At 71.4% G+C, this 24,554-nt stretch carries 24 protein-coding genes; 13 read left to right on the top strand and 11 right to left on the bottom strand.

The window, feature by feature from the left end; all coding sequences use genetic code 11:
• Positions 1 to 8: 8 nt before the first annotated feature.
• Positions 9 to 752, bottom strand: coding sequence for a 2,3-diphosphoglycerate-dependent phosphoglycerate mutase (gene gpmA, locus R0232_RS28455; RefSeq protein WP_093340953.1), 744 nt, complete (start codon positions 750 to 752; stop codon positions 9 to 11).
• Between the two features lie 108 nt (positions 753 to 860).
• On the opposite strand from gpmA, the gene R0232_RS28450 reads away from it, so the two are divergent.
• The 6 genes from R0232_RS28450 to nadA all read left to right on the top strand — a co-directional run bounded on the left by R0232_RS28450 (position 861) and on the right by nadA (position 5,227).
• The gene (locus R0232_RS28450) at positions 861 to 1,244 is read left to right on the top strand and encodes a rhodanese-like domain-containing protein (protein WP_281077002.1); all 384 of its coding nucleotides are present in this window, start codon (positions 861 to 863) and stop codon (positions 1,242 to 1,244) included.
• A gap of 20 nt (positions 1,245 to 1,264) precedes the next feature.
• The gene (gene grxC / locus R0232_RS28445; RefSeq protein WP_093340951.1) at positions 1,265 to 1,531 is read left to right on the top strand and encodes a glutaredoxin 3; all 267 of its coding nucleotides are present in this window, start codon (positions 1,265 to 1,267) and stop codon (positions 1,529 to 1,531) included.
• 130 nt (positions 1,532 to 1,661) lie between these two features.
• Complete coding sequence (secB, locus tag R0232_RS28440; protein ID WP_057592035.1) at positions 1,662 to 2,126, top strand: protein-export chaperone SecB; 465 nt, start codon at positions 1,662 to 1,664, stop codon at positions 2,124 to 2,126.
• Positions 2,127 to 2,155: 29 nt separating this feature from the next.
• Positions 2,156 to 3,184: an NAD(P)H-dependent glycerol-3-phosphate dehydrogenase gene (locus tag R0232_RS28435; RefSeq protein WP_208507606.1), complete on the top strand. Its 1,029-nt coding sequence runs from the start codon at positions 2,156 to 2,158 to the stop codon at positions 3,182 to 3,184.
• A 25-nt stretch (positions 3,185 to 3,209) separates the two neighbouring features.
• Positions 3,210 to 4,085, top strand: coding sequence for a carboxylating nicotinate-nucleotide diphosphorylase (nadC, locus tag R0232_RS28430; RefSeq protein WP_431510255.1), 876 nt, complete (start codon positions 3,210 to 3,212; stop codon positions 4,083 to 4,085).
• A gap of 11 nt (positions 4,086 to 4,096) precedes the next feature.
• A complete protein-coding gene (gene nadA / locus R0232_RS28425; protein WP_208507608.1) occupies positions 4,097 to 5,227 on the top strand; it encodes a quinolinate synthase NadA in 1,131 nt (376 codons plus the stop codon).
• 9 nt (positions 5,228 to 5,236) lie between these two features.
• Here the strand turns inward: nadA and R0232_RS28420 are convergent, their stop codons facing one another.
• Complete coding sequence (locus R0232_RS28420) at positions 5,237 to 6,091, bottom strand: 5'-nucleotidase, lipoprotein e(P4) family (protein ID WP_431510254.1); 855 nt, start codon at positions 6,089 to 6,091, stop codon at positions 5,237 to 5,239.
• 133 nt (positions 6,092 to 6,224) lie between these two features.
• Entirely contained in the window at positions 6,225 to 6,683 is a 459-nt protein-coding gene (locus R0232_RS28415) for an Lrp/AsnC family transcriptional regulator (protein WP_093340944.1), read from the bottom strand.
• 117 nt (positions 6,684 to 6,800) lie between these two features.
• Between R0232_RS28415 and R0232_RS28410 the strand changes: the two genes are divergently transcribed.
• The 3 genes from R0232_RS28410 (at position 6,801) to R0232_RS28400 (ending at position 10,546) form a co-directional block, all read left to right on the top strand.
• Positions 6,801 to 7,907 (top strand): ornithine cyclodeaminase, encoded by a 1,107-nt coding sequence (locus tag R0232_RS28410; protein WP_431510253.1) that lies wholly within the window; start codon positions 6,801 to 6,803, stop codon positions 7,905 to 7,907.
• 62 nt (positions 7,908 to 7,969) lie between these two features.
• Entirely contained in the window at positions 7,970 to 8,902 is a 933-nt protein-coding gene (rocF, locus tag R0232_RS28405) for an arginase (RefSeq protein ID WP_431510252.1), read from the top strand.
• A 90-nt stretch (positions 8,903 to 8,992) separates the two neighbouring features.
• Positions 8,993 to 10,546: an amino acid permease gene (locus tag R0232_RS28400; RefSeq protein WP_431510251.1), complete on the top strand. Its 1,554-nt coding sequence runs from the start codon at positions 8,993 to 8,995 to the stop codon at positions 10,544 to 10,546.
• Here R0232_RS28400 and R0232_RS28395 read toward each other — a convergent pair.
• The 7 genes from R0232_RS28395 to R0232_RS28365 all read right to left on the bottom strand — a co-directional run bounded on the left by R0232_RS28395 (position 10,477) and on the right by R0232_RS28365 (position 16,203).
• A complete protein-coding gene (locus R0232_RS28395) occupies positions 10,477 to 10,839 on the bottom strand; it encodes a 6-pyruvoyl trahydropterin synthase family protein (protein ID WP_208507614.1) in 363 nt (120 codons plus the stop codon). The genes R0232_RS28400 and R0232_RS28395 overlap by 70 nt on opposite strands.
• Before the next feature lie 28 nt (positions 10,840 to 10,867).
• On the bottom strand, positions 10,868 to 11,506 hold the full coding sequence (gene queE / locus R0232_RS28390; RefSeq protein ID WP_057592030.1) for a 7-carboxy-7-deazaguanine synthase: 639 nt from the start codon (positions 11,504 to 11,506) through the stop codon (positions 10,868 to 10,870).
• The gene (panC, locus tag R0232_RS28385) at positions 11,503 to 12,354 is read right to left on the bottom strand and encodes a pantoate--beta-alanine ligase (RefSeq protein ID WP_431510250.1); all 852 of its coding nucleotides are present in this window, start codon (positions 12,352 to 12,354) and stop codon (positions 11,503 to 11,505) included. The genes queE and panC overlap by 4 nt, the downstream gene beginning before the upstream one ends.
• Before the next feature lie 46 nt (positions 12,355 to 12,400).
• The gene (gene panB / locus R0232_RS28380; RefSeq protein WP_431510249.1) at positions 12,401 to 13,294 is read right to left on the bottom strand and encodes a 3-methyl-2-oxobutanoate hydroxymethyltransferase; all 894 of its coding nucleotides are present in this window, start codon (positions 13,292 to 13,294) and stop codon (positions 12,401 to 12,403) included.
• A gap of 70 nt (positions 13,295 to 13,364) precedes the next feature.
• The gene (gene nadB, locus R0232_RS28375; protein ID WP_431510248.1) at positions 13,365 to 14,954 is read right to left on the bottom strand and encodes an L-aspartate oxidase; all 1,590 of its coding nucleotides are present in this window, start codon (positions 14,952 to 14,954) and stop codon (positions 13,365 to 13,367) included.
• Between the two features lie 124 nt (positions 14,955 to 15,078).
• Entirely contained in the window at positions 15,079 to 15,921 is an 843-nt protein-coding gene (locus R0232_RS28370) for a segregation and condensation protein A (RefSeq protein WP_057597651.1), read from the bottom strand.
• A 75-nt stretch (positions 15,922 to 15,996) separates the two neighbouring features.
• Positions 15,997 to 16,203, bottom strand: coding sequence for a DUF3460 family protein (locus R0232_RS28365; protein WP_057597652.1), 207 nt, complete (start codon positions 16,201 to 16,203; stop codon positions 15,997 to 15,999).
• A gap of 41 nt (positions 16,204 to 16,244) precedes the next feature.
• Here R0232_RS28365 and R0232_RS28360 point away from each other — a divergent pair, with 41 nt between their 5' ends.
• The 4 genes from R0232_RS28360 (at position 16,245) to R0232_RS28345 (ending at position 23,036) form a co-directional block, all read left to right on the top strand.
• The gene (locus R0232_RS28360; protein ID WP_296787569.1) at positions 16,245 to 16,751 is read left to right on the top strand and encodes an outer membrane protein assembly factor BamE; all 507 of its coding nucleotides are present in this window, start codon (positions 16,245 to 16,247) and stop codon (positions 16,749 to 16,751) included.
• 80 nt (positions 16,752 to 16,831) lie between these two features.
• Positions 16,832 to 17,545, top strand: a complete 714-nt coding sequence (locus R0232_RS28355) for a response regulator (RefSeq protein WP_431510247.1) — start codon at positions 16,832 to 16,834, stop codon at positions 17,543 to 17,545.
• Entirely contained in the window at positions 17,545 to 19,362 is a 1,818-nt protein-coding gene (locus R0232_RS28350; protein WP_431510246.1) for a sensor histidine kinase, read from the top strand. Before R0232_RS28355 ends, R0232_RS28350 begins: the two co-directional genes overlap by 1 nt.
• Positions 19,363 to 19,493: 131 nt before the next feature.
• Positions 19,494 to 23,036, top strand: coding sequence for an autotransporter outer membrane beta-barrel domain-containing protein (locus tag R0232_RS28345; RefSeq protein WP_431510245.1), 3,543 nt, complete (start codon positions 19,494 to 19,496; stop codon positions 23,034 to 23,036).
• Between the two features lie 4 nt (positions 23,037 to 23,040).
• Here R0232_RS28345 and R0232_RS28340 read toward each other — a convergent pair whose 3' ends face one another.
• Positions 23,041 to 24,474 carry an amidase gene (locus R0232_RS28340; protein WP_431510244.1) on the bottom strand — a complete coding sequence of 478 codons (1,434 nt, stop codon included), beginning with the start codon at positions 24,472 to 24,474 and terminating at the stop codon, positions 23,041 to 23,043.
• Between the last annotated feature and the right edge of the window lie 80 nt (positions 24,475 to 24,554).

Raw genomic sequence — 24,554 nt, 5'->3', positions numbered from 1 at the left:
GCGCGGCTTCAGCCTTTGCCTTGCGAGGCGACCGCGGCGGCGGCTTTCTCGGCGGCGGCGGCATCGCCCAGATAGTAGTGCCGCAGCGGCTTGAGATCGTCGTCGAGCTCGTACACCAGGGGAATGCCGTTCGGGATGTTCAGGCCGACGATGTCGTCGTCCGAGATGCCGTCCAGGTACTTCACCAGCGCGCGGATCGAGTTGCCGTGCGCCGCCACCACGAGGCGGCGGCCGGTGCGGATGGCCGGGGCCATCGATTCGTTCCAGAACGGCAGCACGCGCGCCACCGTGTCCTTCAGGCATTCGGTCAGCGGGATCTGCTCGGGCGAGAGCTTGGCGTAGCGCACGTCGCTGCGTTCGCTGCGCGGGTCGTCGGCTTCCAGCGGCGGCGGCGGCGTGCTGTAGCTGCGGCGCCAGACCAGCACCTGCTCGTCGCCGTACTTCTTGGCCGTTTCGGCCTTGTTCAGGCCCTGCAGGCCGCCGTAGTGGCGTTCGTTGAGGCGCCACGAATGCACCACCGGCAGCCAGGTGCGGTCGAGCTCGTCGAGCGTGTGCCACAGGGTGCGCGTGGCGCGCTTGAGCACGCTGGTGTAGGCCACGTCGAAGTCGTAGCCCTCGGCCTTCAGCAGCCGTCCCGCCTGCTTGGCCTGCTCGACGCCGGTCTCGGTCAGGTCGACGTCGGTCCAGCCGGTGAAGCGGTTTTCGAGGTTCCAGGTCGATTCGCCGTGGCGGATCAGTACCAGTTTGTGCATGTCGGAGGCCTTTGGCAGCGCTTTGTAAACCCGACATTCTAAAATCCCGGGTTTGCCTCTCTCCAAGGAACCCTCGTGAAATTGATCGAATTCGTCACTGCGAACTGGATGCTGGTCCTGATCGTGCTCAGCTCGGGCGCCATGCTGGCCTGGCCGCTGATTCGCGGCGCGGGGGGCGGCACGCTGACGGCCGACGCGGCGGTGCACCTCATCAACCGCGAGCGCGCGGTGCTGGTCGACCTGCGCGATCCCGAGGAATTCGCCGCCGGCCACATGATCGGCGCCAAGAACGTGCCGCTGGCCCAGCTCGAGGAAAAGCTGGCCTCCACGGTCAAGAACAAGAACGTGCCGCTGCTGCTGGTGTGCGAGAACGGCTCGCGCGCGCAGCGTGCGGTGGCCGCGGCCAAGAAGCTGGGTTACGAGCAGGCCCAAGCGGTGTCCGGCGGGCTCAAGGCATGGAAAGCGGCTAATCTGCCGGTTGAAAAGGCCTGAACCCCACCGAGATACGAACCATGCAAGCCGTCAAGATGTACACCACCGCCGTGTGCCCCTACTGCACACGCGCCAAGCAGATCCTCAAGTCCAAGGGCGTCGAGCAGATCGAGGAGATCCGCATCGACAGCGATCCCCAGGCGCGCATCGCCATGATGGAGATCACCCAGCGCCGCACGGTGCCGCAGATCTTCATCGGCGACACCCACGTGGGCGGTTGCGACGACCTGATGGCGCTCGACAGCCGCGGCGGCCTGGTGCCGCTGCTGCAGGGCCAGCCGGCCTGATCCGAGTCCGGCCGACCGCCGGTCCGAAGCCGTCACATCGCCGGGCGATAATCGCCCGTTCACCCATCTGCGGCCCGCCGCGGGAAACCATCCCCCGGCGGGCCTTGTTTTGACCCTCGAAAGTTCAGCCATGGCCGACCAGCAAGCCCAAGATCCCGTGTTCCAGATCCAGCGCGTCTACCTCAAGGACCTGTCGCTCGAACAACCCAACTCGCCCGCGATCCTGCTGGAACAGGAACAGCCCACCGTCGACATCCAGCTCGGCGTGGACGCCCAGCCCGTGGCCGACGGCATCTTCGAGGTGTCGGTGTCCGCCACCGTGCAGACCAAGATCGGCGACAAGACCGTGTTCCTGGTCGAAGCCAAGCAGGCCGGCATCTTCGAGATCCGCAACCTGCCCGAAGACCAGATGGGCCCGATCCTCGGCATCGCCTGCCCGCAGATCGTCTACCCCTACCTGCGCGGCAACGTGGCCGACGTGATCCAGCGCGGCGGCTTCCCGCCCGTGCACCTGGCCGAGATCAACTTCCAGGCCATGTACGAGCAGCAGCAGGCACAGGCCGCCGGCCAGCCTTCGCCCATCGTCACGCAATAAGCCTGACCGGACGCAACGCCGCGACGCCGATGAAGATCTGCGTTCATGGCGCCGGAGCCTGGGGCACGGCGGTGGCCGTCAACGCGGCCGCCCGCCACGAGGTCACGCTGTGGGCCCGCGACGCGGCCCAGGCCGAGACCATCTCCCGGGCCCGCGAGAACACCCGCTACCTGCCGGGGCTGGCCTTGCCGGCCTCGCTCGCGGTGCGCGCGGGCGGCATCGGCCAGGCGCAGGCCGGCGCCGACTTGGTCATCGTGGCCACGCCCATGGCGGCGCTGCGCCAGCAGCTCGAGACCCTGCGCGACAGCGGCACCCGCGTGCCGGTCGCCTGGCTCTGCAAGGGCGTGGAGCCCGCGCAGGCCGCGAACACCACCGCTTCCTCCTTCGGCCTGCTGGCCCACGAGATTCGCGCGCAGGTCGCGCCCGAGCTGCTGGCCGGCGTGCTCAGCGGCCCGAGCTTCGCGCAGGAAGTGGCCGAGGGCCGCCCGACCGCGCTGGTCGCCGCCAGCCCGCATGCCGCCGTGCGCGACGCGCTGGTCGATGCCTTCCATGGCCCCGCGCTGCGCGTCTATGCCAATGACGACATCGTCGGCGTCGAGGTCGGCGGCGCGGTCAAGAACGTGCTGGCCATCGCCACCGGCCTGTGCGACGGCCTCGCGCTGGGCCTCAATGCACGCGCCGCGCTGATCACGCGCGGCCTGGCCGAGATGACCCGCTTCGGCCTCGCGCTCGGCGCCCGCACCGACACCTTCATGGGCCTGTCGGGCTTGGGCGACCTGGTGCTGACCGCCACCGGCGACCTGTCGCGCAACCGCAAGGTCGGCCTGCTGCTGGCCCAGGGCCGCACCCTGGCGCAGGCGGTCGATTCGCTCGGTCACGTGGCCGAGGGCGTCTACTGCGCCCGCACCGTGGTGCAGCGTGCGCGCGGGTTGGGCGTGGAAATGCCCATCGCCGAGGGCGTGGTCGCGCTGCTCGACGGCCGCGTGAGCCCGGCCGATGCCGTGGCCGCGCTCACCGGGCGCGACCCGGTGCCCGAATCGGTCCGGCCGCCCCCATAACAACATCCGGAAGACAAACCGCCCCATGCGTTCCCGCTTCGATTTCTCCGCGCCGGCCATCGCCGCGCTGGCCCAGGCCGATGCGGCCCGCGCACTGCAGGAGGACGTCGCCGACGGCGACCTCACCGCCTCCCTGGTCGATGCCGGCCGCCGCGCTCAGGCGCGCGTGCTGGTGCGCGAGCCGGCCGTGCTGTGCGGCGCGCCCTGGGTCGAGGCCACGCTGGCGCAGCTCGATCCGCAGGTGCGCATCGACTGGCGCTGCGCCGAGGGCGGGCGCTGCGAGCCGAACCAGGTCGTGCTCGAGATGGAAGGCCCGGCCCGCGCGCTGCTGACCGCCGAGCGCACCGCGCTCAACTTCCTGCAACTGCTGAGCGCCGTGGCGACCAAGGCTGCGCTCTACAGCGACATCGTCGCCGGCACGCGCGCGCGCATCGTCGACACCCGCAAGACCCTGCCGGGCCTGCGCCTGGCGCAGAAGTACGCGGTGCGCACCGGCGGCGGCCTCAACCACCGCATCGGCCTGTACGACGCCGTGCTGATCAAGGAAAACCACATCGCCGCGGCCGGTGGCGTGGCCGCCGCGCTGCGCGCCGTGGCTCCGGCCGCCGAGCGTGCCGATTTCGTCGAGATCGAGGTCGAGACCCTGGCGCAGCTGCAGGAGGCGCTCGAGGCCGGCGCGCGCATGGTGCTGCTCGACAACATGGACCTGCCGACCCTGCGCGAGGCGGTGCGCATCAACGACGCCGCCGGCGAGGGCCGCGCGGTGCTCGAGATCTCGGGCGGCGTCACGCTCGACGGCCTGCGCGAACTGGCCGAGACCGGCGTCGACCGGATCTCGGTCGGCGCGCTGACCAAGGACGTCAAGGCCATCGATTTCTCGATGCGCTTCCAGGACCGCTGAGGGAGACGCACATGGCTTCCTCCGCCGTCATCGATGTCGAGTACGAACAGCCGGCGGACATGCTCGGCGCCGCGGGCAGCGTCTGCGACACCCGCCGCGCCTGGGCCCGCGTGCCGCCCGAGCCCACGCCCACCGAGCGCGAGGCGCTCAAGGAGCGCATCCGCCGCCTGCTGCGCGAGCGCAACGCGGTCATGGTGTCGCACTTCTACGTCCACCCCGACCTGCAGGACCTGGCCGAGGAAACCGGCGGCATCGTCAGCGATTCGCTCGAGATGGCGCGCTTCGGCCGTGACCATGCGGCCGGCACGCTGGTGGTGTCGGGCGTGCGCTTCATGGGCGAGACCGCCAAGATCCTGTCGCCCGAGAAGCGGGTGCTGATGCCCGACCTCGACGCCAATTGTTCGCTCGACCTGGGCTGCCCGGTCGACGAGTTCAGCGCCTTCTGCGACGCGCATCCAGACCGCACCGTGGTCGTCTATGCCAACACCAGCGCCGCCGTGAAGGCGCGCGCCGACTGGCTCGTCACCTCGAGCTGCGCGCTCGACGTGGTGGGCGCGCTGCATGCGCAGGGCCGCAAGATCCTCTGGGGCCCCGACCGCCACCTCGGCGACTACATCCAGCGCCAGACCGGTGCCGACATGGTGAGCTGGAACGGCGCCTGCATCGTGCACGACGAGTTCAAGGCGCTCGAGCTCGAGCTGCTCAAGCAGGCCCATCCGCGCGCCAAGGTGCTGGTGCACCCCGAGTCCTCGGCCGAGGTGATCGCGTTGGCCGATGCCGTGGGCTCGACCTCGGCGATCCTCAACGCCGCGCGCCAGCTCGACGCGACCGAGTTCATCGTCGCGACCGACAACGGCATGCTGCACAAGCTGCGCACGCTCAACCCCGGCAAGACCTTCATCGAGGCCCCCACGGCCGGCAACGGCGCCACCTGCAAGAGCTGCGCGCATTGCCCGTGGATGGCGATGAACGGCCTGGCCGACCTCGCGAACGCGCTCGAGACCGGCGCCGGCGAGATCCACGTCGACCCGGCGCTGGGCCTGCGTGCGCGCGTGCCGATCGACCGCATGCTGGCCTTCACGGCCGGGCTGAAGAACGGCATCGCGCCGGGCAGCCTGGTGGCGGGGATCGGCGCGGCCTGACGAAGCCCCTCAGCGCCCGTCCCATGCGGAGCGGGTCGCGGCCTTCTTGAACAGCTGGCGGTTGGCGTCGCTCGCCGGCGGCTCCGAGTCGCCGAAGATCGCGGCCATCCAGTGGCCGTCGGTCGGATTCGGGAACAGCACGTACTTGCGGCCGAACTGCTCGCGGTCGGCTTCCATCGCCTGGATCCGCTGGTCGACGTTCTTCACGTAGTACTTGCGCCGGAAGTCGTTGAGGTTGTCGCCGAGGTAGACCACCACGTCGAACTGCTGCGCGATCTGCTCCTGCCGCGGCTGCTTGTTGCTGCTGTCGCGCAGCACGGTCAGGTGCTCCTTGTCGGCATAGGGCGCGCCCAGCACCTTGAGGTGTTCCATCGCGTACTCGTAGGTGCGCTCGCCCTGTTCGCGGCTGGTCACGTAGAACACCTCCACGCCGTTCTCCCGGCAGAAGCGCAGGAACTCCTGCGAGCCGGGCGAGGGCACGATCTGGTTCTTCGGGATCCACGCGTCCCACTTCGGATCGTCGAAGAAGTCCTGGCCCTCGTTGATCAGGTAGCCCCAGTAGGCGAGCGGCAGCAGGATCGTGTCGTCCATGTCGGTCACCACCGCCAGCGGCTTGTCGCCCGGGCGGCGCTTCTGCAGCGCCGCCTCCACGTGCATGCGCGCCACGTTGAAGCCCTGGTGATAGAGCGCGCGGTACTCGGCCGCGGTCTGCTTCCAGGCCACGGCGCCGATCAGCAGGTTGTTCGTGCCGGCGCCCGCGGCAGCGGGCGGAGCCTGCGTCTGGGCGCAGCCCGCGGCGAGCAGCAGCGCGGCCGTGGCGCCGGCGATGGCCGCGAAGCGGCGTGGGGTCGAATGGGGTTTCAAGCTGGAGTCCTCCCTGTGGTGTCGAAGAAAAAAACGCACCGAGCGTGACACGGGCGCCGGGCAGAACACAGGGCGCCGAATGCGCGCTTGGCGCCGGTTGCGTGCATTTCGCCACCGGTGCCGCGTCATTTCGTCAGGCCGGCTTCGGCGTCCGGCTTTCCTTGCGCAGCGGCGCCTTGATGGTTTCGAGATGGATGCTGGTCTCGCTGTTGCTGATGCCCTTGATCAGCCGGATGCGTTCCAGCACGTGGGCCAGCTCGACCAGGCTGCCCACCTGCAGCTCGGCCAGCAGGTCCCAGCGGCCGTTGGTGCTGTGCAGCGAGGCCACGCCGGGCTCGCCCAGCAGCGAGGCCGTGATGCGGCGCGTGTCGTTGCCCTCGACGGAGATGCTCATCCATGCCGTGAGGCCGCTGAGTTCGGTCTCGGGCCGCAGCCGCACCGTGTAGCCCACGATCACGCCGGCGTCCTCGAGCTTGCGGATGCGGTTGGTCACGGTGCCGCGCGAGACCCCGAGGCGGGCCGCGAGGGTGGCCACGCTGGCGCGCGCGTTGTGGTGCAGCTGCGCGATGAGCTTCGCGTCGAGATCGTTCATTTCGGCAAATGGATCATTCAAATTGATCGACTATTGCCATATTAAAGGCAGTCTTGGCGATTTGATTTGATCTTCTTCTGTGGGAGCCTTTGAACGTCCCAACCAGGAGATGAGCGAATGACACGAAAACACACGGCGCGAGACGCGGCGCCCCACCACCTCGAGACCTTCTTCCTGAGCCCCACGCGCGCCGCCGAACTGGTCCGGCGCACCGGCGTGGTCGAAACCATGCGCGGCATGGCGCAGGCTCTGGAAGAGGATTTCGGGCGCTGGCAGGACTTCGAGAAGTCCGCGCGCACCGCCAACCATTCGCCGCACGGCGTGATCGAGTTGATGCCGGTCTCGGACGATCGCGAGTTCGCCTTCAAGTACGTCAACGGCCATCCGATCAACACGCGCAGCGGCCTGCCGACGGTGATGGCCTTCGGCGCGCTGGCCAGCGTGGACACCGGCATGCCCGAGTTCATCAGCGAGCTCACGCTGACCACCGCGCTGCGCACCGCCGCCACCTCGGTCATGGTCGCGCGCCGGCTGGCGCGCCCCGACAGCCGCACCATGGCGCTGATCGGCAACGGCGCGCAGAGCGAATTCCAGGCGCTCGCCTTCCACGGCCTGCTGGGCATCCGCCAGCTGCGGCTGTACGACGTCGACCCGGCCGCCACGCGCAAGCTGGCCGCCAACCTGGCGCCGCACGCGCTCGAGGTGGTGTGCTGCGGCAGCACCGACGAGGCGCTGCGCGGCGCCGACATCGTGACCACGGTCACGGCCGACAAGGCCTACGCCACCATCCTCGGCGGCCACCAGGTCGTGCCCGGCATGCACGTCAACGCGGTCGGCGGCGACTGCCCCGGCAAGACCGAGCTCGCGGCCGAGGTGCTGCGCAAGGGCAGCGTGTTCGTCGAGTACGAGCCGCAGACCCGCATCGAGGGCGACCTGCAGCAGATGCCCGCGGACTTCGAGGTCACCGAGTTCTGGCGCGTGCTGCGCGGCGAGGCGCCCGGGCGGACCTCGGCCACGCAGATCACGGTGTTCGACTCGGTGGGCTTCGCGCTCGAGGACTATTCGGCGCTGCGCTACATGCGTGCGCTGGCCGGCGCCGCCGGCGTGCTCGAGCGGCTGGAGCTGATCCCCGAGCTGGCGGACCCGAAGAACCTCTACGCGCTGCTGCAGCCACCGGTCGCGGCCGAATCGGCAGTGGCCGCGCGCATGGCGGTGATGGCATGAGCGCCGCGCCGGGCCGCCCCCAAGCAAGCTCGCACCGCAGTGCGAAGCACGAAGGTACGTCGATGAGCATGCGTGCCGTCACGCTGATCGGCGCTCCGACCGACGCGGGCGCGAGCCGGCTCGGCGCCGCCATGGGCCCCGATGCGCTGCGCGTCGCGCAGCTCGGTCCGGCGCTGCGCCGCTTCGGCATCGACGTGCGGGACATCGGCAACCTCGCGGGCCCGCCCAATCCGCAGGGCGAGCGCGTGGACGGCCTGCGCAACCTCGCCGAGTGCGTGCGCTGGAACCAGGCCGTGCACGATGCCGTGGCGGCCGAACTGGGCGCGGACCGCCTGCCGATCCTGCTCGGCGGCGACCACCACCTGGCGATCGGCTCCATCAGCGCCGTGGCCCGCCATTGCCGCGCGCGCGGCCGGCGCCTGCGCATCCTGTGGCTCGATGCGCACTCGGACTGCAACACGCCCGAGGTCTCGCCCTCGGGCAACATCCACGGCATGCCGGTGGCCAGCCTCTGCGGGCTCGGGCCGCCCGGCCTCTCGGCGTTGTCGGACACGGTGCCCGCCATCCGTCCCGATGCGCTGTGCCAGGTCGGCCTGCGCAGCGTCGACGCGTCGGAGCAGCGCATGATCCGCGAGCTCGGCATCGAGGTCTACGACATGCGCGCCATCGACGAGCTCGGCATGCGCGAGACCATGCGCCGGGCCCTCGAAGGCGTGGCGGGCGACGAGGTGCACCTGCATGTGAGCTTCGACGTGGACTTCCTCGACCCCGAGATCGCGCCGGGCACGGGCACCACGGTGCGCGGCGGCCCCAACTACCGCGAGGCCCAGCTGTGCATGGAGATGATCGCGGACACCGGCCGCCTCGGCTCGCTCGACATCGTCGAGCTGAACCCGGCGCTCGACCTGCGCAACCAGACCGCCGAGCTGGTCGTCGACCTGACGGAAAGCCTGTTCGGCAAGAGCACCCTGGTGCCTTCCGCACGGCAACGCTAGCCGGCAACGCGCCGGTTCGCGCATCACAACAAGACGGCATCGCCGCGGCCCGCGGGCCGGCGGTGCGCCAACGAGACAAAGAGACTGCCCATGCCTTCTTCTTCCGCGCCGGCGCCCCGCGCCGAGCCCGCCGGCCTGCATCGCGTGCTCAAGGCGCGCCATCTGTCCATGATCGCCATCGGCGGCGCGATCGGCACCGGCCTGTTCGTCGCCTCGGGCTCGGCCATCGCGCAGGCCGGACCCGGCGGCGCGCTGCTGACCTACCTGGTCGTCGGCGCGATGGTCTACTTCATCATGACCAGCCTCGGCGAGCTCGCGGCCTTCATGCCGGTGGCGGGCTCGTTCTCGACCTATGCCTCGCGCTACGTGGAGGAGGGCTTCGGCTTCGCGCTCGGCTGGAATTTCTGGTTCAGCTGGGCGATCGTGGTCGCGGTCGACCTGGTGGCGGTGCAACTGGTCATGGCCTACTGGTGGCCCGGCATGCCCGGCATCGTGTGGAGCCTGCTGTTCCTGCTGCTGATGGTCGGGCTCAATGCCTTCTCGGCCCGGGGCTTCGGCGAGAGCGAGTACTGGTTCGCGCTCATCAAGGTGGTGGCCGTGATCGGCTTCATCGTGACCGGTGTCGCCATGCTGCTGGGCATCGTCCGCGGCGCGGAGAACGTCGGCTTCTCCAACTGGCACACGGGCGACGCACCGTTCGCCGGCAGCTTCGCCACCCTGATCGGCGTGGCGATGATCGTGGCCTACTCGTTCCAGGGCACCGAGCTCGTGGGCGTGGCGGCGGGCGAATCGGAGGATCCGAAGCGCAATGTGCCGCGCGCGGTGCGGCAGGTGTTCTGGCGCATCCTGCTGTTCTACGTGCTGGCCATCGTGGTGATCGGCTTCCTGATCCCCTACACCGATCCGCACCTGCTGCGCAGCGAGGTCAGCGACATCGCGGTGAGCCCGTTCACGCTGGTGTTCCAGCGCGCGGGGCTGCTGTCGGCGGCCACGGTGATGAATGCCGTGATCCTCACGTCGGTGCTGTCGGCCGGCAACTCCGGCATGTACGCCGCCACGCGCATGCTGTTCAACCTCGCGGTCGAGGGCAAGGCGCCGCGCGCGCTGGCCCGGCTCACGCGCGCGGGCGTGCCCTTCAATGCGCTGATGTGCACCACGGCGCTGGCCTGCCTGTGCCTGTTCAGCGCGATCTTCAGCCCGCAGGTGGTCTACATCTGGCTGCTCAACACGGCGGGCATGACCGAGTTCATCGTCTGGCTCAGCATCGCCGTGTGCCACTACCGGTTTCGCCGCGGCTACGTGCTGCAGGGGCACGACCTCGCGCGGCTGCCCTACCGGGCGGGGCTGTTTCCCTTCGGGCCGCTGATCGCCTTCGTGCTGTGCCTTCTCATCACGCTCGGGCAGAACTACCAGGCCTTCACGCAGGGACGGATCGACTGGGGCGGGGCGATCGCCACCTACATCGGCATCCCGCTGTTCCTGCTGACCTGGCTCGGCTACAGGCTGGTGAAGAAGTCGCGCTTCGTGCGCTGGCGCGAGATGCGTTTCGTCGTGGACGAGGACTTGCCGGCGGCTCAGAACTCCAGCGTGCAGGAATCGCCGAGCGCCTCGCGCCACACCCGCACGCGCGCCAGCGAAGCCTGAAGTTCGCCCAACGCCTCGGCGATGAACAGGCACAGGTTCTCCAGCGTGGGCGGATGCAGCCCCGGCACCTCATCGAGCAGCCGGTGGTCGAGCTGCTCGCGCACCGCCTCGAGCCGGCGCCGCAGCAGGCCCAGGTCGATCACCATGCCGGTCGCGGGATCGCGCTCGCCCGCGAGCCAGACCTCGGCGTGGTAGGTGTGGCCGTGGATGCGGCGGCTGCCTTCGGCTTCGATCTCGCGTTTCAGGGTGTGGGCGGCGTCGAAGAAGAAACGTTGGCTGATCGTGAATCGCATGGGGAACGGAAGAACGGGAAAGCGGGCATCAGCGGATGCCGGTGAACTTGTGGGTCTGCACGCTGAGGCGCCAGCGCGGCTGGCGCAGGCAGGCGTCGATGCACAGCGCGGTGTTGGCGGCCTGCCGTGGGCCGTCCATGGGTTGCAGGAAGCGGTGCGCGAACTCGCCGCTGCGTGCCATCGCGTCGAGGTCGATGCCCTCCTGCGGCCACACCAGCTTGAGCTCCTGGCCGCGCCGCTGCACCCAGGGCGCGCCGGCCTTGGGGCTGATGCAGAGCCAGTCGATGCCCTCGGGCGCGGCCACGGTGCCGTTGCTCTCGACGGCGATGCGGAAGCCGCGCGCATGCAGCGCGTCGATCAGCGCGGCATCGACCTGCAGCAGCGGCTCGCCGCCGGTCAGCACCACGAGGCGGTGGCCGGCGTCGTCGGCGGGCCATTGCGCGGCGATGGTGTCGGCCAGCGCGTCGGCTTCCTTGAACTTGCCGCCCAGCGTGCCGTCGGTGCCGACGAAATCGGTATCGCAGAAACGGCAGACGGCGCTGGCGCGGTCGGCCTCGCGGCCGCTCCAGAGGTTGCAGCCCGCGAAGCGGCAGAACACGGCCGGCATGCCGGCCTGGCCGCCTTCGCCCTGCAGCGTGTAGAAGATCTCCTTGACGCTATAGCTCATGGCTTTGCCGCCCAGGGCTCGATCTCGAGGTTGTCGATCAGCCGCGTGCTGCCCAGGCGCGCGGCCGCGAGCGCCACCAGCGGCTCGGCGCCGTCGAGCGCGGCCGGCGGCTGCAGGTCGAGGCGGCGGCGTACCGTCAGGTAGTCGGGCTGCCAGCCGCGCTGCGCCAGCGCCTGCATCGCGCGCGCCTCGATCGCCGCGAGCTCGCCACCGCCGCGCACGGCCTCGGCGATCTCCTTGAGCGCGCGCGAGAGCTGCACCGCCTCGGCGCGCTCGCCCTCGCTGAGGTAGCCATTGCGCGAGGAGAGCGCGAGGCCGTCGTCGGCGCGGCGGGTCTCGCCGCCCACGATCTCGATCGGCAGCGCGAACTGCCGCACCAGGTGGCGGATCATCATCAGCTGCTGGTAGTCCTTCTTGCCGAACACCGCCACGCGCGGCTGCACGCAGCTGAACAGCTTCATCACCACGGTGCATACGCCGACGAAGAAGCCGGGCCGGAAGTGGCCCTCGAGGATGTCGGCCAGCGCCGGGTCGGGATGCACCTTGCAGGTCTGGGGCTCGGGATAGAGCGCCTTCTCGTCGGGCGCGAACAGCACGTCGCAGCCGGCGGCTTCCAGCTTGGCGCAGTCGCTGTCCCAGGTGCGCGGATAGGTGTCGAAGTCCTCGTGCGGCAAAAACTGCAGCCGGTTCACGAAGATGCTCGCGACGGTGGCGTCGCCCAGCGGCTTCGCCTGCGTGACCAGCGCGATGTGGCCGTCGTGCAGGTTGCCCATGGTCGGCACGAAGGCGGGGCGTTCGAAGCGCGCCAGGTGGTCGCGCAGTTCGGGGATGGTGCGGGCGATGAACATGGGACGGTTCTCCTTGGAGTGAGGAAGGAAAGAAAAAACGGGTGGGTTACCAGGCGTGCAGCCGGTCGTCGGGAAAGCTGCCGTCCTTGACGGCGCGCACATAGGCCGCGAGCGCCTGCTGGATGCCGCCGGCGCCGTCCATGAAGTTGCGCACGAACTTCGGCATGCGGCCCAGGTTCAGGCCCAGCATGTCGTGCAGCACGAGCACCTGGCCCGCGGTGCCGCGGCCGGCCCCGATGCCGATGGTGGCGCAGCGTGTCAGTTCGGCCGTGAGCGCGGCGGCCAGCGCGGCCGGCACCATCTCGAGCACCAGCATCGCGGCGCCCGCGTCCTGCAGCGCCTGGGCCTCCTCGCGCAGCCGGGCCGCGGCGGCGTCGCCCTTGCCCTGCACGCGGTAGCCGCCGAGCGCATGCACGGTCTGCGGCGTCAGGCCCAGGTGCGCGCACACCGGGATGCCGCGCTCGACCAGGAAGCGCACGGTCTCCGTGGTCCAGCCGCCGCCCTCGAGCTTCACCATGTGGGCGCCGGCCTGCATCAGCACGGTGGCGCTGCGCAGCGCCTGTTCGCGCGATTCCTGGTAGCTGCCGAAGGGCAGGTCGGCGATCAGCCAGGCCGTGCCCTGCACGCGGCGCAGGCCGCGCGAGACGCTGTCGGTGTGGTGGCGCATGGTCTCGAGCGTGACGCCGACCGTGCTCGACAGGCCCTGGCAGACCATGCCGAGCGAATCGCCGACCAAGAGGCATTCGACGCCCGCAGCATCGGCCACGGCCGCGAAGGTGGCGTCGTAGGCCGTGAGCATCGCGATCTTCTCGCCGCGCGCATGCAGCTCGGCCAGCCGCGGCAGGCTCAGCGGCTTGCGCGTGGCGGGCTGCGAGGCCGGCGGCAGCGTGCCGTAGGGCGTGGCGGTGGTGGCTTCGTTCGGGGTGGAGGCGTTGGACATGGTTGGGTTTCTCCCTGCGGGCGTCGGTGGCCGGGCATCCTGGGGTTGAAGAAAGCGGGAACGGGTGGGGCTATCGGTCGGCCGGCACCAGCACCGTGGGTGCGGTGGGCTCGGCGAGCGAAGGATAGTCGCGGCTGAAATGCAGGCCCCGGCTCTCGTGGCGGGCCTGCGCGGAACGCACGATCAGCTCGGCCACCTGCACCAGGTTGCGCAGTTCGAGCAGGTCGCGCGTGACATGGAAATTGGCATAGAACTCGTGGATCTCGGCCTGCAGCAGCGCGATGCGGTGGCTGGCGCGCTCCAGGCGCTTGTTGGTGCGCACGATGCCCACGTAGTCCCACATGAAGCGGCGCAGCTCGTCCCAGTTGTGCGAGATCACGACCGCCTCGTCGGCATCGGTCACGCGGCTCGCGTCCCAGGCCGGCAGCGCCACCGGTGCGCGCGCCGGCGCGGCGCCGATGGCCGCCGCGGCCGCGCGCGCGAACACCATGCACTCCACCAGCGAATTGCTGGCCAGCCGGTTCGCGCCGTGCAGCCCGGTGCAGGCGGTCTCGCCGATCGCGTAGAGGCCCGGCAGGTCGGTGCGGCCGGCCAGGTCGGTCACCACGCCGCCGCAGGTGTAGTGGGCCGCCGGCACCACCGGGATCGGCTCGCGCGTGATGTCGATGCCGAGCTCGGCGCAGCGCGCGAGGATGTTCGGGAAGTGCGCCCGCAGGAACTCGGGGCTCTGGTGCGAGATGTCGAGGTGCACGCAGTCCAGGCCGTGCTTCTTCATCTCGAAGTCGATCGCGCGCGCCACCACGTCGCGCGGCGCGAGTTCGGCGCGCTCGTCGTGCCGCGGCATGAAGCGGGTGCCTCCCGCCGATTCAGGCAGTTTCAGCAGCCCGCCTTCGCCGCGCACCGCTTCGCTGATCAGGAAGGACTTGGCATGCGGGTGGTAGAGGCAGGTCGGGTGGAACTGGATGAACTCCATGTTCGACACCCGGCAGCCCGCGCGCCAGGCGGCCGCGATGCCGTCGCCGGTGGCGGTGTCGGGGTTGGTGGTGTAGAGGTAGACCTTGCCCGCGCCGCCCGTGGCCAGGATGGTGTGCGGCGCGCGGAAGGCCAGCACCTCGCCGCTGGCGTCGTCGAGCGCGTAGAGGCCCGCGCAGCCCGCCTCGGGCGCGCCGAGCCGCTCGCCGGCGACCAGGTCGACCAGCGTGTGGTGCTCGAACAGCGTGACGTTGGGCGTGCGGCGCACGCGCTCGATCAGCACCTGCTGCACGGCCGCGCCGGTGGCGTCGGTCACATGCACGATGCGGCGCTGGCTGTGGCCGCCCTCGCGCGTGAGGTGCAGGTCGCCGTCCTCCTCGGAGAAGGGCACGCCGAGCTCGCGCAGCCAGCCGATGGCCTCGGGCGCGTGCTCGACCACGAAGCGCGTGGCGGCCGCATCGCACAGGCCGGCGCCGGCCACCAGCGTGTCGTCGACATGGGCATCGAAGCTGTCGCCCGCGGCCAGCACCGCCGCGATGCCGCCCTGGGCCCAGGCGCTCGAGCCGTCGGCCAGCGCGCGCTTGGTCAGCACCGCCACGCGGTGCGTGGGCGCCAGCAGCAGGGCCGCGGAGAGCCCGGCGAGGCCGCTGCCGACGATGAGGACGTCGAAATCGAGGGAGGAGGCCATGGCGCGCGGGAAGGAACGAGGGTCAGGATCGGTGGTGCGGCAGCGCACCGGTCCGGCCCGACGGGGTGAGGGGGAGGTGCCGCGCCGCCGGGCGGCGCGCGAAGGAGGTGGGCCGCATGGCGTTTCAGGCGGGAGAGTAGGCCAGCCGCACGTAGATCGGCGCGAAGGCCTCGGCCTGCGTGATCTCGATCAGCGTTTCCTTGGCCAGCTCGAGCATCGCGATGAAGGTCACGACCATCACCGGCGCGCCGCGCGAGATGTCGAACAGCTTCTCGAACTCCACGAAGCGCTGGCCCTGCAGGTGGCGCAGCACGATGCTCATGTGCTCGCGCACGCTGAGCTCCTCGCGCGAGATCTTGTGGTGCTGCACGAGCTTGGCGCGCTTCATGATGTCGGCCCAGGCATCGCGCAGGTCGACCACCGCCACCTCGGGGAAGCGTGGCTTGAGCGACTGCTCGATGTAGACCTGGGCGCGCCAGAAGTCGCGCCCGTAGGTCGGCATCGCGTTGAGCGAGGCGGCCTGCAGCTTGGTCTGCTCGTACTCGAGCAGCCGCCGCACGAGCTCGGCGCGCGGGTCCTCGGCTTCCTCGCCCTCGGCCGCCTTCTTGGGCGGCAGCAGCATGCGCGACTTGATCTCGATCAGCATCGCGGCCATCAGCAGGTATTCCGCCGCGAGCTCGAGGTTGGTCTGGCGGATCTCGTCGACGTAGCTCAGGTATTGCCGCGTCAGCGCGGCCATCGGGATGTCGAGGATGTTGAAGTTCTGCTTGCGGATCAGGTACAGCAGCAGGTCCAGCGGGCCCTCGAAGGCCTCGAGGAAGACCTGCAGCGCCTCGGGCGGGATGTACAGGTCCTTCGGCATCGCGAACAGCGGCTCGCCGTAGAGCCGGGCGAGCGCGACCTGGTCGACCACCTCGGGCATGGCCACCACCAGCGTGTCGCTGTCCTCGTCGCGCGGTCCGCTCATCGGGCAGGCGCTATCGAAAAAGTAGCGCCGTGCCCAGCATTGGCGGGCGACGGATGCCGCATCGGCATCATGTTCTTACTTGGCCTGGGTCTGGTAGACGTAGGGCTGCTGCGGCACGCGGGCTTCCGCGTATTCCTCGAGCAGGCCGCGGTCGAGGTGCTTGTCCCAGAGCAGGGCGCGGCCCGCGCGCTGTTCCGCCTCGAGCGTCGGCTTCTTGGTTTTCATCTCGTCGATGAAGCTGGTGATCTCGGAGGTGTAGTGGGGGCGGCGGAAGATGGACATAGACTGAACCTTTGTGGGCGCGAATTTTACCGGGGGACGGCATGGGGCAGGTACGAGTCTGGCGGATCGGGGTGGCGGCCGTGTGGCTGGCGGCGGTGGCGGCCCTCGTCACGGGCTGCGATTCGCAGCGCATCGAGCAGCTCGAGGAGGGCGTGTCGACCGAGGCCGACGTGCGCGCGCGCTTCGGCGAACCCGAGAACGTCTGGGATGCGCCCGGCGGCCGGGTGTTCGAATACAACCGCCAGCCCCAGGGCCAGAAGAACTACATGGTCACCATCGGCGCCGACGGAAAGATGAGCGCGCTGCGCCAGGTGCTCACGCCCGAGAACTTCGCGCGCGTGACCAACGGCATGGCGATGGAGGACCTGCGCAAGATGCTCGGCAAGCCGGCCAAGGTCACGCCCTATCCGCTGCGTCGCGAGTACGAATGGGAATGGCGCTGGCTGCAGCCGCCCAACTCGCCGATGGTGTTCACCGCGGTGCTCAACGACGACCAGCGCGTGGTGCGCAGCGGCTCGTCGCCCGACCGAGGCACCGAGGCGCCCTGAGGCCGGGAAACGCGCCCCGGTCACCCCATGAAAATGGGGGGCGCGAAGCGCGGGGCGCCGACTAAGCTCGGCGCCACCCCATGCCCGACGCCGCCATCCCCGCCGCTTCCACCTCCGCGCTGCGCTGGCGCGTCGCATTGCTCGAGGACGATGCCGAGGTCCGGCATTTCTTCGAGGCCTGCATCGCCGCCCATCCCGAGCTCGAGCTGGTCGCCTCGCTGGGCCTGATGGCCGAGGCCGTGGCCTGGTTCGACAGCCACCAGGCCGACATCCTGCTGACCGACCTCGCGCTGCCCGACGGCCATGCGCTCGAGCTGCTGCGCCAGGTGGTGCGCAGCCAGCCGGCCTGCGAGGTGCTGGTGGTCTCGGTCTTCGGCGACGAGGACACGGTGCTCGACTGCGTGCGCGCGGGCGCGGTGGGCTACATCCAGAAGGATTCCTCGCCGGCCGACATCGCCCAGGTGATCGTCGACATCAAGCACGGCGCCTCGCCGATCTCGCCGATGATCGCGCGCAAGCTGCTGCTGCACGTGCGCGGCGGCGAGGCGAAGCCCGCCGCATCGGCCGCGCCCGACCCGGCCGCCGCCATGATGCTGACCCCGCGCGAGACCGAGGTGCTGGAGCTGATCTCGCGCGGCTACTCGTACGGCGAGATCGCGCGCCTGCAGGGCGTGACCAAGCACACGGTGCAGGGCCACATCAAGAACCTCTACAGCAAGCTCGCGGTGCATTCGCGCGGCGAGGCCGTGTTCGAGGCCAGCCGCATGGGGCTGCTGGGGCGCATGCTGGGCTGATGCGCCGTCTGCTTCTTGTTGTCCTCGCGCTGGTCGCCGCGCTGCTGGCGCCCGCCGCGGCAGGCGCCACCCACGAGGTGCTCGCGCTCGACCGCGGCGAACTGCAGCTGCGCTTCGTCGGCCGCCCTTCGCCGCCGCCGGCCGAGGTCACGCTGCCGCTGCACTGGGACGCCCACTGGCCGCGCGCCGTCGGCTGGGCCCAGGTGCGCATCCGCTTCGCCGCGCCCGCGGGCCATGCCGACGAACCGCAGGCGCTGCTCGTCAGCCGCATCGGCAACGCCTACCGCGTGAAGCTCAACGGCCAGGTGATCGCGGCCGCCGGCAAGCTCGAGCAGATCAACGACGGCTGGTCGAACCGCCGCCCGCTGTGGCTGCGCGTGCCGCCCTCGCTGCTGCGCGACGGCGAGAACCTGCTCGAGATCGCCGTGCGCGCCGATCCCTCGCGCCGCGCCGGCATCGCGCCGGTGCGCCTGGGCGCCGAGCGCCTGCTGCAGCCGCAGTGGGACGCGCTCGAATGGCGCCACGTCACCCTGCCGCGCGTGATCACGCTGTTCAGCCTGCTGGTGGCGGTGTTCTGCCTGATGCTGTGGGCGCAGCAGCGCGAGGCCGTCTACGGCTGGGCCGCGCTGTGCGAGGCGCTGTGGAGCCTGCGCATCGCCACCACCTGGTGGGAGGAGGGGCTGCTCGCCTGGCCGAGCTGGTTCAAGGTGGTGCTCGCGGTGTTCTGGCTCGGCCACATCGCCACCTACCTCGTGATCCGGCAGGTCTGGCGCGGCCGGCCGCGGCGCGAGCAGTGGCTGGTCTGGGGCGTGCTGGGCCTGGGCCCGGTGGCGCTGGCGCTCGGCACGCTGCAGCAGACGCAGAACTGGGTGCTCGGCTGGATCCTGCTGCTGGTGGCCGGCTGGCTGGCGCTGTCGCTGCGGCTGGGCTGGGAGACCTGGCGCCACCGGGCCGGCGAGCGCGCCTGGATGCTGCTGATCCTGGTCGCGGGCTGGGTTGCGCTGGTGCGCGACAGCGTGATCGCGCGGCTGCTGGTCGAGCGCTTCGACGAGGCCGGCTGGACCAAGTTCGCGGCCGTGCTGGTGAGCCTCGCGATCCTCGCCATCGTGGGCATCCGTTTCCAGCGCACGCGCGAGGAGCTGCGCCAGCTGCACCTGTCGCTCGAGGACCGCATCCGCCTGCGCGAGTCCGAGCTGGCCGACAAGCATGCCGAGCTGCGCCGGCTCGAGCATGCGAGCGCGGTCGCGGCCGAGCGCGCCCGCATCCTGCGCGACATGCACGACGGCGCCGGCGCGCACCTGATCACCGCCATGCTGCAGCTCGAGCGCGGCGTGGCCACCAAGTCGGAGGTGATGCAGACCCTGCGCGAATCGCTCGACCAGCTGCGGCTGTCGATCGATGCCATCAACCTGCCGGCCGGCGACGCCAACGCGCTGCTCGCGAGCATGCGCTTCCGGCTGCAGCCGCGCATCGAGGCCGCGGGGCTCGCGCTCGACTGGTCGGTGGCGAACCTGCCGCGCTGGCGCTGCGATTCCGACGAGGCCACTCGGCACCTGCAGTACATGCTGCTGGAGGCGATCTCGAACGTGCTGCAGCACGCACGCGCACGCGTGCTCGCGGTCAGCGCGGCGGTCAGCACGACGGTCGATGGCGATGCCATCGAGATCGTGCTGCGCGACGACGGCTGCGGCCTCGGCGAGGCGCGCGGCAACGGCCTGCGCTCGATGCGCCAGCGCGCCGCGCAGGCAGGCGTCGAGCTGCGCATCGAGAAGGCCGAGCCCGGCACGCGCGTGGTGCTGCGGCTGCCGCTCGCGTAGCGACCGCCATCTTTATGGGGCGCGCCGCGCGCCCCGTTTTCCTAGATTCGAACGCAGCCCCCGCTGCGCATCGCACAGGCCCGCCAGGCCCCGCGCGCACGGGTCGTTCCACCCCTTTGCGCCTCCTCGCCATGACACCTGTTCTTCGGCCGCGTGCCGTCTTCACGCCGACCCTGATCGCCGCCGCCGTCGCCGGCCTGGTGTGCGCGTCCGCCTTGCCACGCGCCGTCGCGCAGAGCGCGTGGACCTCCGCGCCGCCCTACGCCGACATGGCGCGCGCCGACTGGTTCAACGCCGCCAACTGGAGCGCGGGCGTGCCGGGCGCCGGCACGGCCGTGACCGTGAACCTCGTGCCCGGCACCGTCGTCGGCATCGTCTCGGGCCCGGCCGGCGCGGCCTCGGTCGATGCCTCCAACGGCACGCTGATGGTGGTGGAAGGCGCGGGCCGGCTCGACACGGGCCTGTTCAACCTCGGCAGCAGCGACGGCCGCGACGTGCAGACCCTGCTGCGCATCGGCAGCGGCGGCATCGTGAATGCCGCGCGCTTCGTCTCGCAGGGCGGCGGCGGCACCGAGAACACGGTGTCGCTGAGCGGCGCGGGCAGTGCACTGAACGTCGCCGGCGAGCTGCAGATCGGCCGCAGCGGCACCGGGATGATGCAGCTCGACGAGGGCGCGCGCGTGAGCGCGGGCACGCTGCAGATCGGCCAGGCGAGCACGGCCGACGGCCATGTGCTGGTGATCGGCGAGACCCCGGTCGATGCGCTGGTGGCCGAGCGCATCGTGCTCGCCACGCCCGGTTCGACGCTGGAAATCTCGCGCGCCGGCACGGCGCCGCTGGTGCTGGGCGCGGCGATCTCCGGTCCGGGCCGGCTCGAGGTCTCGAGCCCGGTCACGCTGACCGGCGACAACACCCAGAGCGGCGACATCGTGCTGGGCAGCACGATGCGCGTGGGCGACGGCGCGAACGCGGGCTCCATCACCGGCAACCTCTCGGGCTTCGGCCGCGTGGTGTTCGACCGCGGCCCGGGCCGCGTGGCCTACGACGGCGCCATCGGCGGCAGCATCGCGATCGACAAGGAGAACGCCGGCACCCTGGCGCTCGGCGGCGCGCACGACACCGACGGCCGCACGCGCGTGCTCGGCGGCACGCTGCTGGTCAACGGCGCGCTGCCGCGCAGCACGGTCGAGGTGGCCGGCGGCGCCACGCTGGGCGGCCTCGGACAGGTGAAGGCGGCCACGGTGCGCGCGGGCGGCACGCTGGCGCCCGGCGACGGCGGCGTGGGCACCTTCGCCGTGCTCGGCGACCTCGCGCTCGATCCCGGCAGCCGGCTGCACTACGACCTCGGCACGCCGAGCGTGCCGGGGGCCGGCGATCTGGTCACGGTCGCGGGCAACCTCACGCTCGACGGCAGCCTCGACGTCAGCGAGCGCGTGGGCTACGGCAACGGCGTGCAGACCCTGATGCGGGTCGACGGCAGCATCGCCGACAACGGCCTCGAGCTCGGCGCCATGCCCACGGACTTCACGCACGCCGTGCACGTGCGCGGCTCGACCGTGGAGCTGGAGGTCAGCGGCGGCGCGGTCGGCACCAACCAGTTCTGGGACGGCGGCGGCACGGCCGGCGACGGCGTGGTCGCGGGCGGCGATGGCAGCTGGCGCTACCTCGAGCCGCAATGGACCGACATCGCGGGGCGCAACGCGGAGGCCTGGAACGGCAACATGGCGATCTTCCAGGGCCGCGCGGGCGCGGTCACCATCGACGGCCTGTTCGACTTCAAGGGCATGCAGTTCCGCAGCGACGGCTACCGGCTCGAGGAGGGCTCGCATGCCGAGGGCTCGCTGCCCGGGCGGCTGGTGCCGCAGCTGGACGAAGCGCCGGTGCGCGTCGACGCGGGCGCCACCGCCACCTTCAACGTGGGCATCGAAGGCTCGGGCGGCATCCTCAAGACCGGCCCCGGCACGCTGGTGCTCGCGGGCCGGAACGACCACAGCGGCGTCACCGCGGTCGACGAGGGCGTGCTGCGCGCAGGCCGCGCCAACACCTTCAGCGAGGCCTCGCACCACGACGTGCGCCGCGGCGGCACGCTCGACCTCGCGGGCCACGACCAGACCGTGGCGGGTCTCACGGTGGCGGGCACGGTGTCGCTGGTCGGCACCGAGCCCGGCACGCGGCTGACCGTGCGCGGGCCCTATGTCGGGCAGGACGGCACCTTGCGCCTGGGCACGCGGCTCGGCGACAGCGGCAGCCTCAGCGACCGGCTGGTGATCGACGGCGGCGGCCGCGAGGAGACCCGCGCCCTGAAGGCCGGCACCGTGAGCGCCACCGCGACCGGCCTGCGCGCCAATGCGGCCGCCAGCGTCACGGGCCGCACCCAGGTGCAGATCGTCAACCTCGGCGGCCTGGGCGCGCTGACCACCGGCGACGGCATCGAGGTCGTGAGCGCGATCAACGGCGCCACCACCACCGCGCAGACCACGCGCGACGCCTTCGCGCTCGTGGGCGGCCACGTGGACGCGGGCGCTTTCGAATACCGGCTGCACGCGGCCGATGCGCAGGGGCTGGGCGAGAACTGGTATCTGCGCTCGAGCGTGGGGGTGACGCCGCCCCCGCCACCGCCGCCCCCTCCGCCCCCCGCGCCGCCTTCGTCCGGCGGCGGCACCGCGGAGCCTCCCGCGCCCCCGCCGACGCTGCCGCCGGCCCCCGCGCCGGTCGAGCGCCCGGCCTACCGCGTGCAGGTGCCGATGCTCGCCGCGCTGCCCGCGCAGCTGCGCGAGAGCGACCTCAAGATGCTGTCGAACCTGCATCAGCGCAGCGGCGCGCCGCAGGCCGCCGGCGACGGCCCGCCCATGCGCCGCGCCTGGGGCCGCGTCATCGTGGCCGACCCGACGCTGGCGCAGCGCGGCGCGGTCGATCCGCGCAGCGAGATGCACCTGAGCGGCTTCCAGGCCGGCACCGACCTCTGGGCCGGGACCGCATGGCGCGCCGGCGTCTACGTGGGCCAGCTCGAGGGCAAGGCCGACGTGCAGGGCTTCGCGAGCGGCCTGTGGGGCGCGATCGGCCGCACCGACCTGCGCAGCCGCTACCTCGGCGGCTACGCCACCTTTGCCGAGCCCGGCGGCTTCTATGCCGACGCGGTGCTGCAGTTCGGCCGCCACGACTACACGGCGCATCCGCTCGCCGCGCTGCCGATCGAGGGCAAGGGGCGCAGCACCGTGGCCTCGTTCGAGATCGGCCAGTCCTTCGAGCTCGGCGCGGGCTGGGCGCTCGAGCCGCAGCTGCAGCTGATCCACCAGAGCCGCTCGATCGACGAGGCGCTGATCCCCGCCGCGGTGGTGTCGCAGGACAGCGCCAACGGCTGGATGGCGCGCGCCGGCCTGCGGCTGAAGGGCCGCATCGCCGCGGGCGAGGGCGTGGTCGAGCCCTATGGCCGGATCAACCTCTACCGGATGGCCGCGGGCGCCGACATCGCGCGCTTCGCGGGTCCGGCCGCGTCCACCGACATCGCGAGCGGCGCCAGCGGCAGCGCGGCCGAGCTCGCGGGCGGTTTCTCGTGGCGCCTCGGCCCCGCGGTCAGCGTCTACGGCGAACTGGGCCGCCGCTTCGCGCTCGGCGGCGGCCTGCGCTCGCGCGCCTCGGTGCAGGCGAGCGCGGGGATCAACGTGCGCTGGTGAACGCTCAGGCCGCCGCGTGCAGCGCCGGCCGCCGCGCCGACCAGGGCATCGCCTGCTCAAGCTGCGCCGCGAGTTGCAGCAGCGTGGCCTCGTCGCCCATCGGCGCCATGCACTGCACGCCGATCGGCAGGTCGCCGGCCATCGCCAGCGGCAGCGAGATCGCGGGCTGGCCCGTGAGGTTGGCCAGCGGGGTGCAGGCGGCGTAGTCGAACAGGTGGTCGAAGAAGCCCTGCGCATCGCGCGCGGCGTCGTCCTGGTCGAGCACGCCCAGCGCCACCGGCGGCGTGCGCATCGTGGGCGAGAGCAGGATGTCGTGCCGCGCGAAGAAGGGCGCGACCTCGCGCGACACCGCGTTCATCTGCATCAGCGCCAGTTCCAGGTCGAGCGCGCTCAGGCGCAGCCCGTGCTCGGCGGTGGCGCGCGTGCAGGCCTGCACCTGGGCCAGCGCCTGGTCGACGGTGATCTGCAGCGCCTGCGCCACGCCCGCCACGCCGGCCGCGAGGAACGAGGACCAGAAGGTGCGCGTGGCCGCGAGGAAGGCCTCGTGCGCATAGGCGGGCGTGGCCCATTCCACGACGTGGCCCAGGTCGGCGAGCACCGCCGCCGTGGCCTCGACCGCCTCGACGCAGGCGCGCGCGGCCGGCTGCGTGCCCGGGAACTGCGTCGTGACCGCGATGCGCAGCCGGCGCGGCGGCGTGTCGATGGCTTGCGCATAGGGCTGCGCGGGCGGCGCCATCAGGAAGGGATCGCCGAGCTCGGGGCCGTGCATCGCGTCGAGCGCGCCGGCGGCATCGCGCACCGTGCGGCACACCACGCCCTCGATGCCCAGCCCCATCAGCGGCAGGCCGTAGCCCGGGCCCGCGCTCACGCGGCCGCGGCTGGGCTTGAGCCCGACCAGGCCGCAGGCCGCGGCCGGGATGCGGATCGAGCCGCCGCCGTCGTTGGCATGCGCGACCGGCACGATGCCCGCGGCCACCGCCGCGGCCGAGCCGCCGCTGGAGCCGCCCGTGCTGTGCGCCGGGTTCCAGGGGTTGCGCGTGGCGCCGCCGAAGGCGCTCTCGGTGGTGGCGTTGAAACCGAACTCGGGCGTGTGCGTGCGCCCCAGCGTGACGAAGCCGGCGCGGCGGAAGCGCGCCATCAGCGCGCTGTCGGCGGGCGCGGGCAGGCCCGGGCCGAACAGCCGGCTGCCGGCCTGGCAGCGCACGCCCTCGGCCTGCAGCACCAGGTCCTTGATGAGGAAGGGCACGCCGCCGAACGGGCCCTGCGCCTCGTGCGCGAGCGGCGCGTCGAACAGCTCGATGATGGCGTTGAGTTGCGGATTCAGCGCGGCCGCGGCCTCGCGTGCGCAGCGTTGCGCCTCGGCGGCGGTGGTCTCCTTGCGGCGGATGGCGTCGGCGAGCGCGGTGGCGTCGAGGCGGCTGTAGTCGGCGAGATGCATGGCGGCGGGGTCCTGTGTCTTCGTTGGAGTGAAAGGCCGCCCGCAGCGTAGGTGGGCCTCGGCAATCGCGGCAGTCGTTC

It is taken from the genome of Variovorax sp. DAIF25 (assembly GCF_050711835.1).
GTDB lineage: Bacteria > Pseudomonadota > Gammaproteobacteria > Burkholderiales > Burkholderiaceae_C > Variovorax.
Note: the sequence above shows the minus strand (reverse complement) of the source record. Positions and strands in the feature narration are given on the sequence as shown.